Source organism: Bacteroides sp. AM37-9, from assembly GCF_003603455.1.
Lineage (GTDB): Bacteria > Bacteroidota > Bacteroidia > Bacteroidales > Bacteroidaceae > Bacteroides > Bacteroides xylanisolvens.
Genome location: NZ_QTNF01000025.1, coordinates 18,736 through 33,772, shown reverse-complemented (window position 1 = coordinate 33,772; position 15,037 = coordinate 18,736). Strand labels below are relative to the sequence as shown.

The 15,037-nt window shown below is 42.0% G+C and carries 11 protein-coding genes; 10 read left to right on the top strand and 1 reads right to left on the bottom strand.

From position 1 onward, the window contains the following. The first annotated feature begins 141 nt into the window (after nucleotides 1-141). Complete coding sequence (locus DW862_RS16800; RefSeq protein ID WP_087317194.1) at nucleotides 142-750, top strand: HU family DNA-binding protein; 609 nt, start codon at nucleotides 142-144, stop codon at nucleotides 748-750. 266 nt (nucleotides 751-1,016) lie between these two features. After that, on the top strand, nucleotides 1,017-1,394 hold the full coding sequence (locus tag DW862_RS16795) for an MmcQ/YjbR family DNA-binding protein (protein ID WP_087317195.1): 378 nt from the start codon (nucleotides 1,017-1,019) through the stop codon (nucleotides 1,392-1,394). 50 nt (nucleotides 1,395-1,444) lie between these two features. Here DW862_RS16795 and DW862_RS16790 read toward each other — a convergent pair whose 3' ends face one another. After that, nucleotides 1,445-1,831 (bottom strand): GNAT family N-acetyltransferase, encoded by a 387-nt coding sequence (locus DW862_RS16790; protein WP_225450776.1) that lies wholly within the window; start codon nucleotides 1,829-1,831, stop codon nucleotides 1,445-1,447. Between the two features lie 1,074 nt (nucleotides 1,832-2,905). On the opposite strand from DW862_RS16790, the gene DW862_RS16785 reads away from it, so the two are divergent. The 8 genes from DW862_RS16785 (at nucleotide 2,906) to DW862_RS16750 (ending at nucleotide 15,033) form a co-directional block, all read left to right on the top strand. Beyond that, on the top strand, nucleotides 2,906-3,436 hold the full coding sequence (locus tag DW862_RS16785) for an RNA polymerase sigma-70 factor (protein WP_087320694.1): 531 nt from the start codon (nucleotides 2,906-2,908) through the stop codon (nucleotides 3,434-3,436). A gap of 111 nt (nucleotides 3,437-3,547) precedes the next feature. After that, nucleotides 3,548-5,059: an arylsulfatase gene (locus tag DW862_RS16780; protein ID WP_087317197.1), complete on the top strand. Its 1,512-nt coding sequence runs from the start codon at nucleotides 3,548-3,550 to the stop codon at nucleotides 5,057-5,059. 49 nt (nucleotides 5,060-5,108) lie between these two features. After that, nucleotides 5,109-6,560, top strand: coding sequence for a sulfatase (locus DW862_RS16775; protein ID WP_120069482.1), 1,452 nt, complete (start codon nucleotides 5,109-5,111; stop codon nucleotides 6,558-6,560). Between the two features lie 44 nt (nucleotides 6,561-6,604). After that, nucleotides 6,605-7,909 (top strand): sulfatase-like hydrolase/transferase, encoded by a 1,305-nt coding sequence (locus DW862_RS16770; RefSeq protein ID WP_207895164.1) that lies wholly within the window; start codon nucleotides 6,605-6,607, stop codon nucleotides 7,907-7,909. 74 nt (nucleotides 7,910-7,983) lie between these two features. Then, entirely contained in the window at nucleotides 7,984-8,961 is a 978-nt protein-coding gene (locus DW862_RS16765; RefSeq protein WP_087317200.1) for a FecR family protein, read from the top strand. Nucleotides 8,962-9,134: 173 nt separating this feature from the next. Next, complete coding sequence (locus tag DW862_RS16760; protein WP_087317202.1) at nucleotides 9,135-12,434, top strand: TonB-dependent receptor; 3,300 nt, start codon at nucleotides 9,135-9,137, stop codon at nucleotides 12,432-12,434. A gap of 13 nt (nucleotides 12,435-12,447) precedes the next feature. Continuing rightward, entirely contained in the window at nucleotides 12,448-14,046 is a 1,599-nt protein-coding gene (locus DW862_RS16755; protein WP_199722818.1) for a RagB/SusD family nutrient uptake outer membrane protein, read from the top strand. A 15-nt stretch (nucleotides 14,047-14,061) separates the two neighbouring features. Then, the gene (locus DW862_RS16750) at nucleotides 14,062-15,033 is read left to right on the top strand and encodes a glycoside hydrolase family 18 (protein ID WP_241149270.1); all 972 of its coding nucleotides are present in this window, start codon (nucleotides 14,062-14,064) and stop codon (nucleotides 15,031-15,033) included. The last annotated feature ends 4 nt before the right edge of the window (nucleotides 15,034-15,037 follow it).

Here is a 15,037-nt window from a genome sequence, read left to right as displayed (position 1 = left end):
GCCCACGAATGTGTGCCCAAGAAAAGCTACTGATTCCAGTTGATTATCCAGGTTGCAATTGTAGGTTATCTTACTGCAAAACAATCATTAAAATGCCTTTTAAAAGGTATTTTAGCCACATTAACCCATAATAGAAAAGACATGTACGCAAAGTATGATTTTCGCAAAAAACCGTCTTCGAAAGAAGACGAAGACGAACAGCCGTTGTACCCCCGCATCGTATCGAACGGGACCATCGACTTTCAACAAATTGTAAAAGAGATCGCTCAAGCTTCCAGCTTTACGCCGGCAGATATTGAAGGAGTCCAGCTGGCTATTGAAAATAAAATATCCGAATATTTAGTCAGCGGACATCACGTCCAGTTGGGGAACCTAGGATATTTTTCAGCCAAGCTGAAAGCACGTCCGGTGATGGATGCCAAAGAGATACATGCGCAGTCCATTTATTTCGATAATGTAAATTTTCGTCCATCATCTTCTTTCCGAAAGAAGGTTCGCGGATTTGTAGAAAAAGCGAAGTCGGGATTTGCACATTCCGCCGAAGTTCCGGTGGAAGAGCGTCGGCGCAGGTTGGAGAGGTTTCTGGATGAACGACCGATGATACGACGCAAAGAGTATACGCAACTGACGGGACTACTAAAGAACAAAGCGCTGAATGAATTGAACGGTTGGGTAAAGGAAGGAGTACTTGACACCATTGGAAGCGGCAGTCATAAAATTTATGTGCGAGCCAACACAAAGAAGGAGTAAACAGCAAAAAAAACAGTGAAACGGGAATGATAGATACCCATATTTCATAAAGAAAGTATGATAGATACCGGATTTTAAAAGCGTCTATCATACTTATTCATCAGATAATAAACATGTTAGCAAAAAGAATGAGAGTTATGATAGTTATTTTCTACTCTAAGAACAATCAGTTAATATATTTCACCTGAATATTTTCATAGAAAAATGGTTATCCACTCCTTTATTCTAACTATTTTTGCATAGATAACCGAACATAAAAAAGTGAAATGAATATCGAAGAATTTAGAGAATACTGCCTGTCTTTTAAGGGAGTCCATGAGAAGATGCCGTTTCCCAATGTGCCCGACAAATATAGCCGTGACATTCTATGCTTTTATGCAGCGGACAAATGGTTCTGTTTCGTTAACATTGAGATTTCCGATTTTTGTTGTATCAAATGCAACCCTGACGAATCCGGAGAACTGCAAACTGAATATACCGGCATAAGACCGGGATGGCACATGAATAAGAAATATTGGATCAGTGTTTATTTCAATCAAGACGTATCTGATGATAAGATCAAAGAGCTTGTAAGCAACTCCTACGATATTGTAGTTAAAAGTTCGACAAAGAAAGAACGGGAAATGTTATCACTGAAAGTTTAATGCGATATAGCTAACTTATTATCAAGATTACCATTCAGCTCATTTCAGTCTTAATATGAAAAATCTGAATCTCTATAAAGATAGTCATAAATTATAGGGAACTTTTCTTGAGATATCTTTCTAAATCCGGCCTTTTCATAAAACCGATATACTCTGTCTGTATTCCTTGGTGTATCAAGGATTATTTCTCTGAAATTGTGTTTTTGTGCAAAATCTAAGAAAATGGCATATAACTGCCGACCCAAATTATGAGGAAAACTTCTATAAGGTTCATAAACAAAAAACTTTTTTAAAATAACCACTCCATTCCCTGCATTCATTAAACCGATGGTTCCTACAACCTTCCCACTTTCCTTTGCCACCCAAAAATTCCCTCCGCCATCAATATACTTTTCTTTGATGTGAAGTAATTCCGGCTGGTCATCTACCGTTACCAACGGACGAGTGCCATCGTTCTGGCAATGAAGGACAAGTGCTATAATCTCTTCTTCATCGGACTAGACGTATTCTTCTATTTCTACCATGCTTATACGTGTTTGAAGTTACTATTATTTTAATTCAATTTCAGCATCATAAATTTTTCATAAATAATAATACACTGAAAATCAATAATATTATCTATATCAAAAATTGATATAAAACAAATATGCAACAAACAATTAAGGAAACACTGTCTTTATGATAGAACAATAAGAACTCAAAAGAACATTATTTTGTGATAGTGAATAATCTATATAGATGGCGACACATCCCACAGACTACTAAAAACGAACAAGATAAAAGGGACTATGCGCAATGCTTATAGTCGATTTCCACTGTTATGCCCCCGAGTGTAAAAACTTGGTATAACACAACAAATACTTGCCGAGAAAATGAGTTATACTCAACAGTCTATAGTGCCGAAAAGGATGGGTAGGAAGTCAAGCCAATTGTGGAAGGAATACGAAACGTACCGCCACAACACATGGGAGAGACACCGCAGATACGCAGTCCGGTGGTAACAAGTACGGAGTCGATGCTACCTCTTTTCAAAATGTAACATCACACTGCTTATGCTAGAACGCAAGAAAAAAGAAAATCCAAAGGGTTTGCTTCATTAACATTATTGATTAGGAAGGCGAGGTGAATTAGATAACAGTTCTTGCATATCCTTACTACAAAAGATTAGTGTAATTCTGTGTGGTGAAGACTCCCGAAAGTTTTCGCAATACCTCCATTCTTTTGTAAATTTGTAAAAATTATGAATGTGCAAAAATACGACTGTCTATTGACGACACCCAATCATTACAATATAGAGAGGGAACAAATTCATTTAACAAGAAAACAAACTGATAAAGAAACAAACGACTCAAAATCCACTTCTAAATGAATCAACACAAGTAGCTCTCTCAACTAAGTTTTTTTTATATCATTATACATTAAATTCAGGAATAAAGTTTGTCCTATAAATAAATAAACCTATTTTTGCCACTTATGAAATCTAATCATGAAATATAGAGTTGCGCAAAAAGATGATGAATAAACAAGAAAAATTCGAGCAGATATTCTATGAAATATTCCCAAAGGTAAAAGCCTTTGCCTGGAAAATATTGCAATCAGAAGAAGATGCGGAAGACATTGCTCAAGATGTCTTTGCCAAACTATGGAATACTCCCGAAACATGGGAAGACAAAGAAACATGGCATAACTATATATATACCATGACACGAAACCACATATTCAACTTCCTCAAACATAAAGCCGTCGAACAAAAATACCAGCAGCAATCCGAACCCGAAGACTACAATTATTATAGTACCGATGACATCCATGACCAGCTATATGCCAAAGAACTGCAACTACTCATTAAACTTACTATAGACCGCATGCCCGAGCAAAGGCGAAAAGTATTCCTCATGAGCCGACAAGAAGATATGTCCCACACAGAAATTGCCGAACGGTTGGGAATCTCAATACGTACAGTAGAGCGTCACATTTATTTAGCGTTGGGAGAACTGAAAGAAGTCCTCTACTTATTTTTTTTCATATTTACCATTGAGTAGTCAATCTGTTTCAGTTGTGTTTATAAAGTAAACGCATCCCGCTGCTCCTTAACCGACATAAGTTAAGGCACCGATGCAGTAATCACCTTTTAAACCTAAGAAACAATAGTAATGAAAACTCTGAGACTCACTTATCAATTGATCGCAATCCCTGCGGCCTTCTCACTTAGTGCCTGCCACACACAATCCAGCCAGCAGCAACCTACTCCACCGAATATCATCTATATATTGGCAGACGACATGGGATATGGCGATATCAATGCATTTAATCCACACTCGCAGATTCCCACTCCAACATTAGATTCGATGGCATCCGCAGGAATTATGTTCACCGATGCCCATAGCAACTCTTCAGTCAGCACTCCCACACGTTACGGCACGCTAACCGGAAGATACGCTTTTCGTTCTTCACTTAAAAAAGGAGTCTTGACCGGCTATTCTTCCCCCCTGATTGAAAAAGGACGCGAAACAATTGCGTCATTCCTCAGCAACCAAGGCTACCAGACCGCCTGCATCGGGAAATGGCATCTCGGGCTCGACTGGGTAAAAAAGGATGCCAAGAAACCCCTCTTTACCGGCAACGAGTGGAATGTAGAGAACACGGACAATGTAGATTACACCGCTTATATAAGCGGAGGTCCCACAGACTGTGGCTTCGGCTATAGCTGCATCCTGCCCGCATCACTGGATATGCCCCCATACATATATATAGAAGACGGAAAAGTGACAGCTCCCGTAAACGGATATACGGAAGACTATCTCGAAAAAAAAGTAAGAGGTGCCCGCTATCGACATGGCGACGTGGCAGACGACTTCAATCATCAAGAATGCCTCTCCTACTTCACCCAAAAGTCAGAAGAATACATAGCCCGTGCCTCCAGGCAAGACACTCCCTATTTCCTCTATCTCGCACTGACAGCCCCCCACGCCCCATGGTTGCCGGGAGAAGAATTCAAAGGACGCTCCACTGCCGGAGCTTACGGCGACTTTGTCTGTATGATAGACGAAACCGTACGCCGCATATACACAGCCGTAGAACGTGGCGGAAAGGCAGCCAACACATTAGTCATATTTACCTCGGACAACGGATCTATGTGGCTGGAAGAAGACATCGCACAAACCGGACATCGGGCAAACGGTGCGTGGAACGGTGCCAAGTCCGACCTATGGGAAGGTGGGCACCGAATACCACTACTCGCGACATGGCCCAATGTAATCATACCCGGAAGCCATTCAGGACATCTGATATGCTCCACCGATTTGTTCGCTACACTTGCCGACATGCTGGGAACAACATTGCCCCCTCACACGGCCGAAGACAGTTTCAGTTTCTGGCACGAACTATCAGGCAAAAAAACAAAAAAAGAAAGCAAGGAACGGCAATCAATGGTGTATCATTCCGTAAACGGTTTCTTCGCCCTGCGTAAAAACGAATGGGTATTTGTTGACTGCAAAGGTTCCGGCGGTTGGACATTACCTGAAGAAACAGCCAAAAAGCTGCCTGACACACAATTATACAACCTGAAAAATGATACCACCCAACTCCAAAATGTATTGATCTCTCACCCGGAAATAGCCTGGGAAATGAAAAGGGAACTGGAAGCCATTAAAACGAAAGGCTGAAAAATCACCTTGATGCATATTACCCAAAATTCAATCATCCTATAATATCATGAAAACAAATTCCCAATTATTGTTATTACTATCTCCTTTTTGTACATTCCACATAAGCATGGCACAAGATGCCTCTAAACCGAACATAATACTTATTATGGCCGACGACCTGGGATGGGGAGATGTAGGCTTCAACGGTAACACCCGTATCCAAACTCCTTGTCTGGACAGGCTATCTTCCGAAGGAGTGATATTCGATCAATTCTATTCCTCTGCCCCCCTTTCATCACCTACCCGTGCCAGTGTCCTGACCGGTAGAAACGCTTACCGAATGGGGGTGTTTGCTCCCAATGTAGGTATCCTGCGTCCGGAAGAGAAAACTTTGCCCAAGTTATTGAAAGAAAAAGGATATACGACAGGACATTTCGGTAAATGGCATTTAGGTACGCTTACCTACAAAGAAGTAGATGCCAACCGGGGACAGCCGGAAAATAAACATCTGTTCAATCCGCCATCCGAGCATGGATACGATGATGCTTTCGTGACGGAATCCAAAGTTCCCACCTTCGATCCGATGTCGGCACCCGTATCCAACAACGGACGTTTTTGGGATTATCTGCCGGAATATGAAGAACGGAAAACGTATGGAACATACTATTGGGACATCAACGGGAACAAAGTTACGGAAGAACTTCGGGGTGATGACAGCAGAATTGTCATAGACCGGACACTTCCTTTTATCGATCGTTCACTGAAACAAGGAAAACCTTTTCTGGCTACAATCTGGTTTCATACTCCACATCTGCCTTGCGTGGCCGGTCCTGAGCATGCTGCGCTCTATAGCGATCTACCTTTGGAAGAAAGAAATTACTACGGCTGCATTACGGCAATGGACGAACAAATAGAACGCCTGGTAAACTTCCTGAAGCGGAAAGGCATCTATGAAAATACTGTTATTTTCTTCTGTAGCGACAATGGTCCCGAGCTGAACACTCCCGGAACAGCCGGTATCTTCAAAGGGAAAAAACGCTCCCTGTATGAAGGTGGCATCAGAGTTCCGGCATTTATGGTTGGAGGAAAAGGGAAATTACCTGGACATATCACACAACCTTGCAGCACATCCGATTATCTGCCCACCATCTTAGAAATGACCGGGCTATCTCAACAAGGTCTATACGAACTGGACGGAGAATCATTCCTGCCTTTCCTTTCCTCAGAAAAAGCCATGCGGAAAAAGCCTCTTGTCTTCTGTTCGGGCACACAAGGAGCAGTTGTTACCTACGATTATAAATTATATTATAATAAAGGGAAGTTTGAACTGTACAAACTGCCGCAGGATCCGTCCGAACAAAATGACATCAGCGCATCTCATCCGGATGAAGTTAAAAAACTCTCTGGCTATTTACATCAGCAAATGTCTGCCTACCGCAATTCATTTGAAGGAGAAGAATATGGCACTTCTTCAGTAGAACGAATGAAACAGAAGTGGGAAGGGATATTTGCAAAGTAAGATTTAGTAAGATAAATAGTAACAACAAACCGTTTTAAATTATTATGGAAAAGTATTTTTTACCCATGTTAACCCTATGTATGAGTAGTGGTTACCTTCATGCCTCCACCCCCAAAAACCGCATGAACATCGTATTAATAATGGCCGATGACTTTGGCTATGAATGCATTGGAGCCAATGGCGGCAATTATCAGACCCCGCATATCGACAAACTCGCCGAAGAAGGCATACGGTTTGAACATTGCCACTCCAACCCGCTCAGCACCCCGAGTCGAGTACAGTTAATGACGGGTAAGTACAATGTTCACAATTATGTAGCTTTCGGCAAACTAGACAGAGGAGAGGAGACTTTTGGCAACATTTTAAAAAATGCAGGATACGCAACGTGCATTGCCGGCAAATGGCAACTGGGCAAAGAGAAAGACTCACCCAAACATTTCGGTTTCGACACTTCCTGTCTGTGGCAACAGACTGCAAGCGCAGTGGATGAGCAAGGACACGACACCCGTTATGCCAACCCCGTCATGGATATAAACGGTGAAACCATCGAATACCCCCAAGGCACATTCGGTCCTGATATATCTTGCGATTTTGTATTGGATTTCATAAAAAGACACAAAGAATCGCCTTTCTTTGTATATTATCCGATGGCACTGACACATTGTCCCTTTGTCTCCACACCTGACTCCGAAGAATGGTCCCCCATGCGCTCCCCCACTTATAAAGGAAATGCCGTACACTTTCCAGACATGGTGGAATATACCGACAAGTTAGTAGGGCGCATCTTAAAGCAGCTGGATGAATTACAACTTCGAGATAACACACTGATCATATTCACCGGTGACAACGGGACGGACAGCCCAGTGATCTCCATGCTAAACGGAAAGCCATACCCCGGTGGCAAAGGAAAAACCATAGACTCCGGTACACACGTACCACTGATAGTATCTTGCCCGCAAGGTGAAAAAGGGAAAGTCAACAAAGAACTGATAGACTTCACTGACTTTCTGCCGACTTTGTGTGATGTCGCCGGGATTAATCGTCCAACAACCCCGGAAACCGATGGTAAAAGCTTCTATCCGCAACTGTACGGAAAGAAAACAGAAGCAAGAAAATGGATATACTGCTGGTATGCTCCCCGGCAGGTATATGATGAAAAAGCAACAGTCTTTGCACGCGACCGGAAATATAAACTATACCGGACCGGAGAATTCTATGACATAGAAAACGATTTCTATGAAAAATCACCTATCACAAAACCCAATATGACCGGAAAACAAAAGAAAATATTCAAGGCATTGCAGACAGTGATCAACAAATATGAAGACGCTGCGAAGAAAAAAAAATAAAATTTCAAAAAAAGCCATTTACCATTGAGTAGTTACTCCTGCCTAGTTGTCTTTTCTATATAAAAACAATAACAATGAAAGATTATATCAGACAAATCATTCGGATATTCACAAATTCTTCTTTGGATAAAACAACCAGAGAAGAAGTGCACCAATGGTTGGTAAGTCCCGAACATGCCGATGAAAAAGAGGCGGCATTGCATGAGCTATGGATAGAAACCGAAGGTCGTCCGAGCAAGAATATGCACGAATCATTGAAAGCCGTTTATCGCAAAGCGGGTGTAACCGCTTCTCAAAAAAGACAACGCTACTACCTGAAGTTCACGCGCTATGCAGCAGCCGTAACACTCTTGGTTCTGTCCGTATCTGCCACCTACTTTCTGACCAAAGCCGAATACTCAGAGATAGCTATGGTAGAAAATTACACCCGTGCCGGTGAGATGTTGTATATCGACTTGCCGGACGGAAGTAAAGTACAGACCAATTCAGGTACATTATTACTCTATCCTGAAAAATTCACAGGAAATACCCGCACGGTCTTTCTACTCGGAGAAGCTAATTTTAAGGTAAAGCCTAATCCGGAAAAGCCATTTATAGTCCGTTCCAACACACTATCAGTCACAGCTTTAGGAACAGAATTTAACGTAGCTGCCTATTCCGATAAAAATGAAATAGTAGCTACCCTGCTTGAAGGAAAAGTAAGGGTCGTATGTGGCATAGAAGGAGAAAAGTACATCCTGCATCCGGGTCAGCAAGTCTCTTATCTGAAAAATACAGGCGCAAGCTATCTGACGGATGCCAACGTGGAGGATGTCACTGCATGGCAGAGAGGTATGCTGGTTTTCCGAAGCGTCACGGTGAAAGACATGATGATCACATTGCAGAGAAAATACAATATTACAATCCAATATAACGAAGCCCGCTTCAACAACGACAAATACAATTTCCGCTTCTCCGAAAAAGCAACTATTCAGGAAGTGTTTGCCGTTATGAAAGAGGTTATCGGTGGATTTGAATATACTGTAGAAAACGATGTATATACCATTCAATAACAGAGAAACATTGTTTAACCTTTAAATAAACAGAAAGTATGAAAAAAAATATCCGGGAAAAGGTTGCCGCCTCATCCCGGATGTGAAATCTTAACTTTTAGTATTTACATAATACTACAACTAGGGAAAAAATTCTAATATCATGAGTTTAACACTAAAAACTTTACAAAGATATGAACATATATCGATTAAAAGCTAAAATTATAACTTTTTTTTGCTGTTTGCTGCTCTCACAGACAGTAGTTTTCGCCCAAAATGCGAAAAAAATATCCATTAAAAAAGAAAAAGTCTCTTTGAAAGAGGCATTGACCGAAATTGAAAAACAGACTAAAATGTCAGTTGCCTATAATGAATCACAATTAGGCGCCGATAAAACCATTTCACTGAATGTCGTTGACGCGACAATAGAAAAAGCCCTTGACCAAATATTGAAAGGTACAGGATTTGCTTATAAAATCCAGGGAGACCATATCATGATCGTACAAGAGCCTAAACAAGAGAAAAGAAAATCCAAGAAGATAACCGGACAGGTATTAGATGATCAAAATATGCCCCTGATTGGCGTGAACATCGTTGTAAAGGGGAAACCCGGTGTAGGTGCCATTACAAACATAGACGGAAATTTTACTCTGGAAGTGAATCAGGGAGATGCGATTGAGGTCTCATACATCGGCTATGCCCCACAAACGCTAAAAGTTACGGATAATAATATCTATAATATCCAATTGTCAGCAGACGCTGAACTATTGGAAGAAGTTGTTGTAACAGCGTTAGGTATCAAGCGTAAGTCAAAAGCATTGGGATATAACCTCACTGAAGTGAAATCTGATGAAATCACTACGGTAAAAGACGCGAACTTTGTAAACTCGCTGACCGGAAAAGTAGCCGGGCTACAAATTAATAGTAGTTCTTCGGGTATCGGAGGTTCTACCAAAGTAGTGATGCGCGGTGTGAAATCTATCAGTAAAAGCAACAACGTGTTGTACGTAGTTGACGGTGTTCCTTTGAATAATACAAATGGAGGCGATGTCGAAAAGAACCAAGGTTTTTATACTGCAGCTCCCAAAGGTGAAGGCATTGCCGACTTTAACCCGGAAGACATCGAGAGTATGTCAGTATTGACAGGTCCTGCGGCAGCGGCGCTTTACGGTAGTAATGCAGCCAATGGTGCAATCCTGATTACCACGAAGAAAGGAGCTGCCGGCAAACCTAAAATAACATTATCGCATAACACGGATTTTTCCAACCCATTCGTAACTCCGCGTTTCCAGAACACATACGGCAACAAACCGGGCGAATTTTCGAGCTGGGGAGACAAATTGGCAACCCCTTCTTCCTATGATCCTCTGAATTTCTTCCGTACAGGTTATAATACCACTACTGCCCTGTCCATTTCACTGGGTAATGAAAAGAACCAGACTTTCGCATCGGCATCTTCCACAACAGCCGAAGGTATCATTCCGAACAATAAATACCAGCGTTATAACTTTACAGTTCGTAATACCTCCAATTTCTTTAATGACAGAATGACATTGGACTTAGGTTTCAGCTACGTGATTCAGAAAGACCAGAACATGCTCTCGCAAGGACAATACTTTAACCCGATTGTTCCTCTCTACCTTTTTCCTCGCGGTGAAGACTTCACCCCCTATCGCATGTACGAACGTTATGACGAAGGCCGTCAGCTGATGACCCAACACTGGCCTTATGGTGAAATGGGCATGGCAATGCAGAATCCATACTGGATCATCAACCGCAATATGTTCAATAACGATCGGGATCGTTATATGGCAAATGCCGGATTGAAATATAAAGTGTTCGACTGGATGGATATCAGCGGACGTGTACGCATTGACAATGCCAACACCCGACATACAAAAAAACTTTATGCCAGCACAGATGCCAAATTTGCTCAAAGCAAAGGATATTATGGCGACCGTAAGGACGTAGACAAACAATTGTATGCTGACTTCCTGGTCAATATCAACAAACGTTTCAATGATTTCGACCTCACTGCCAATGTGGGTGCCAGCATCCAGGACGTAAGTATGGATTATGTAGGTGCGGAAGGTCAGTTAAGCATGATTCCCAACTTCTTCACTTTGCATAATGTAGATTTGGGGGCAAATAATTCGCGCATCAAACAGGATGGTTGGAAAGAACAAACCCAATCGGTATTTGCCAGTGCGGAACTGGGATGGAAAAGCATGATTTACCTGAGTGCTACAGCACGCAACGACTGGTCATCGGCTTTGGTCAACACACCCAACAGTTCTTTCTTCTACCCATCTGTAGGTCTTTCAGGAGTAATCACTGAAATGGTGAAGTTGCCGAAGTGGTTGACATTCTGGAAAATGAGAGCTTCTTATAGTTCCGTAGGTAATGCACCTTCACGTTATCTCACAATCCCGACTTTCGGCTACAGTTCGAGTGGAGAATTTGAGACCAACACCCACATGCCGGTACCAGAACTGCATCCAGAGCGGACCAAATCATTTGAAATAGGTACAAATGCCAAATTGTTTGACGGGCATGTTGGCCTCGACTTCACCTATTACAAATCAAATACATACAATCAGACATTTGAAGCCAAAGCTTCCGCTTCCTCCGGATACTCAACATTCTATATTCAAGCAGGTGATATAGCAAACTGGGGTATTGAAGCTATGGTATCTTACGAAAATAAATTCGGGGACCTGAACTGGAACTCACAGCTTACTTTCAGTATGAACCGTAATGAAATAAAAGAATTGGTACGTGATTACCCGGATCCACTTACGGGTGAATTACTCAACATTCCCAGTCTGGAAGTTTCCAAGTTTGGAACATATCGGATGATACTGGAAGAAGGCGGCTCAATGGGCGATATATATGTAACCAGCCGTTTGCGCCAAGATGGTTCCGGATTTATTTATGTAGATCCCGATACCAACCAGCTCCAGACAGTAGAAGATTTACAGAAGGTAGGTAATGCCAATCCGGATTTTAACTTAGGTTTCCGCAACAACCTTTCCTGGAAAGGCTTTAACCTGGGCTTCTTGCTGACTGCCCGCATTGGTGGAGAAGTGATGTCAGCCACTCAGGCTATACTCGACAAATACGGAGTATCGGAAGCGTCAGCAATCGCACGTGACAATGGTGGCGTAACAGTCAACTTCGGTAAACTCGACCCACAGTATTTTTATGAATATATTGGCGGAGGTGATACCGGCATGTTATCTAACTATGTGTACAGTGCTACCAATGTACGCTTGCAAGAACTAACTTTAGGCTATAACTTACCGAAGAAATGGTTTAATGACAAATTGAATATGACAGTTTCCCTCATAGGACGCAATCTTTGGATGATTTACAACAAAGCCCCGTTCGATCCGGAAAGTATCGCATTTACAGGTACCTACTTCCAGGGATTGGATTACTTTATGCAACCCAGCTTGAGAAATGTCGGATTCAGTGTAAGAATGCAATTCTAAAAATAATACTATCATGAAGAACTATATATTAAATATTGGAAAAGGAATGATTTTTGCCGGAGCCATCTCCCTGGCATCCTGCACCGGATGGTTTGATAATGTCCCCCCTTACGAAGCCACCGAAGACATACTGGAAGGAGATAACGTGAAAGTCGGAGCTTTCTTCCCTCAATTGCAACGCAATGTGGTCTCTACGCATAACAATCAGTTTCAATTGTCGCAAAACTTGGTAGGAGATATCTATTCGGGGTACATGGCCATTCCCACCAATTTCAACAGCAATAAGAACAATGCCACCTACTTCTTCCAGGATAATTGGCTGAATAATCCGTTCGAAAAAGTATATACCCAGGCTATCGGCGCCTATATCGAAATTAAGAAAAGCGTAGATGGCGATGAAAACTCCCACATCTACCAATGGGCACAGATTCTTAAAATTGCTTCCATGCATCGCTTTACCGACATGTGGGGGCCTCTGCCTTACACCCAGGTAGGAAGCGGTTCGATGACCACTCCATACGACAGCCAAGAGACTGTTTATATGAAGTTCTTCGAAGAACTGGACAAAGCGGCTGAAGTCCTGACCAAGTTTACCGTGAACAATCCCGGTTCAAAACCTATGGCAGAGTACGATTTGGTCTATGGAGGCGATTACAGCAAATGGGTGAAATTTGCCAATTCACTACGTCTGCGTCTAGCAATGCGTCTAGCTTTCGTAAAGCCGGAAGTTGCAAAAGAACAAGCTGAAAAGGCTATATCTCATTCATTAGGGGTAATAACTTCAAATGATGATAACGCCGGGGTGAAAACGGTGGGAGCCAATGACGTAGTTAATCAACTATACACAATGTGGGCCAATTATAAAGACATTCGTATGGGAGCTTCCATTTGGTCTATACTGACAGGTTATGAAGACCCACGTTTGAGTAAAATGTTCACGCAAGGTACCCTGAATGAGACATCCGGTTACTTCGCTCTTCGAACAGGCCTCAACTTGGACAGCAATAAAGACTCGCGGCTAGGATACTCTTCCCCGAACATACAAAGTAACACTCCAATAATCTGGATAAATGCAGCCGAAGTTGCTTTTCTTAAAGCCGAAGGTGCTTTAAGAGGATGGAACATGGGAGGTGCTACTCCTCAAAGTGCTTATGAAGAAGGTATTCGCCTTTCTTTCAACGAATGGGGAGCAAGTGGTGCCAATGAGTATATGACGGATGAAGTGAAGACAGCCGCTAACTATGTAGATCCTCTAAAGTCGTCCAATAACATAGGTGCTGTCAGTAACATAACCATTGGCTGGAAAGAGAATGATTCCAAGGACAAGAAGCTTGAACGTATTATCACCCAGAAATGGATTGCCACGTTCCCAAATGGTCAGGAAGCCTGGACGGAATTCCGCCGTACCGGTTATCCTAAATTATTCCCTGTAGCAGTCAATAATAGCAGTGGAACAGTTGATACGGATATTCAAATACGCAGACTGCCATTTGCCAAATCAGAATACACTTTAAATCCCCAAAACATACAAGAAGCCATTCAATTATTAGGTGGTCAGGACAACGGTGGCACCCGTTTATGGTGGGATATAGAAAATAAATCAATAAACTAAAAGTAAGTAAATCATATGAAAAATATATTGAAAACTATCGGATTAGTATTTGGCTTGGGATTGTTTATGCAAGCATGCGATGACTGGACCATGCCCGAAGCAAATATAATACAAAATCTGGATGGAACTCCCAAATCAGAAGAATACTACAGGAAATTAAGAGCTTATAAAAAGACGGACCACCAAATAGCTTTTGGGTGGTTCGGCTTTTGGAACGGAGGCACATCAACTTCTGCAAGAGGTTCATTGCGCAGTGCACCCGACAGTATGGATATCATATCTATATGGGGAGACAAATATAACTTAACTCAAAATCACATAGATGATATGAGATACGTACAGGAGGTATATGGAACAAGAATCACATTCACGCTTTTCTCTCACAATATGTCCAACTTATTCAAAGGAGGAGTATGTCCGTTTGAAAACAAGGCAGAAGATATTCCCGCAGCAGCAAAGGCATTATCCGATTCTATCTTCAAATATGGTTATGATGGGATAGATTTTGACCACGAATGTTCGGGCAGTGATCTCTTCTACAATAAGGATAACATGACTATGTTATTACGTGAAATGCGCAAAAATTTAGGTCCGGACAAATTAATTATGGTAGATGGAAATATAGCTCTCATCACGGAAGAGGGATGGACGTATGTCGATTATGCGATTTCTCAGGCATACACGACCCACAGACCTGCCACTTTGCAAACCCGGTTTGACGCTGCTAAAAAGCACGGATTGACTCCGGAGCGTCTCATTGTAACCGAGAATTTTGAGTCCTATTGGAAAAATGGTGGTGTAACCTATACGGATGAAGAAGGTAATAAAATGCCCTCCTTATTGGGCATGGCCGGTTGGCATCCCGAAGAAGGACGTAAAGGAGGATGCGGAGCATACCATATGGAATATGAATATGCACACGATCCGGAATATAAGTTCATGCGACAGGCCATTCAAATAATGAATCCGGCCAATCCCAACAATTAAAAAC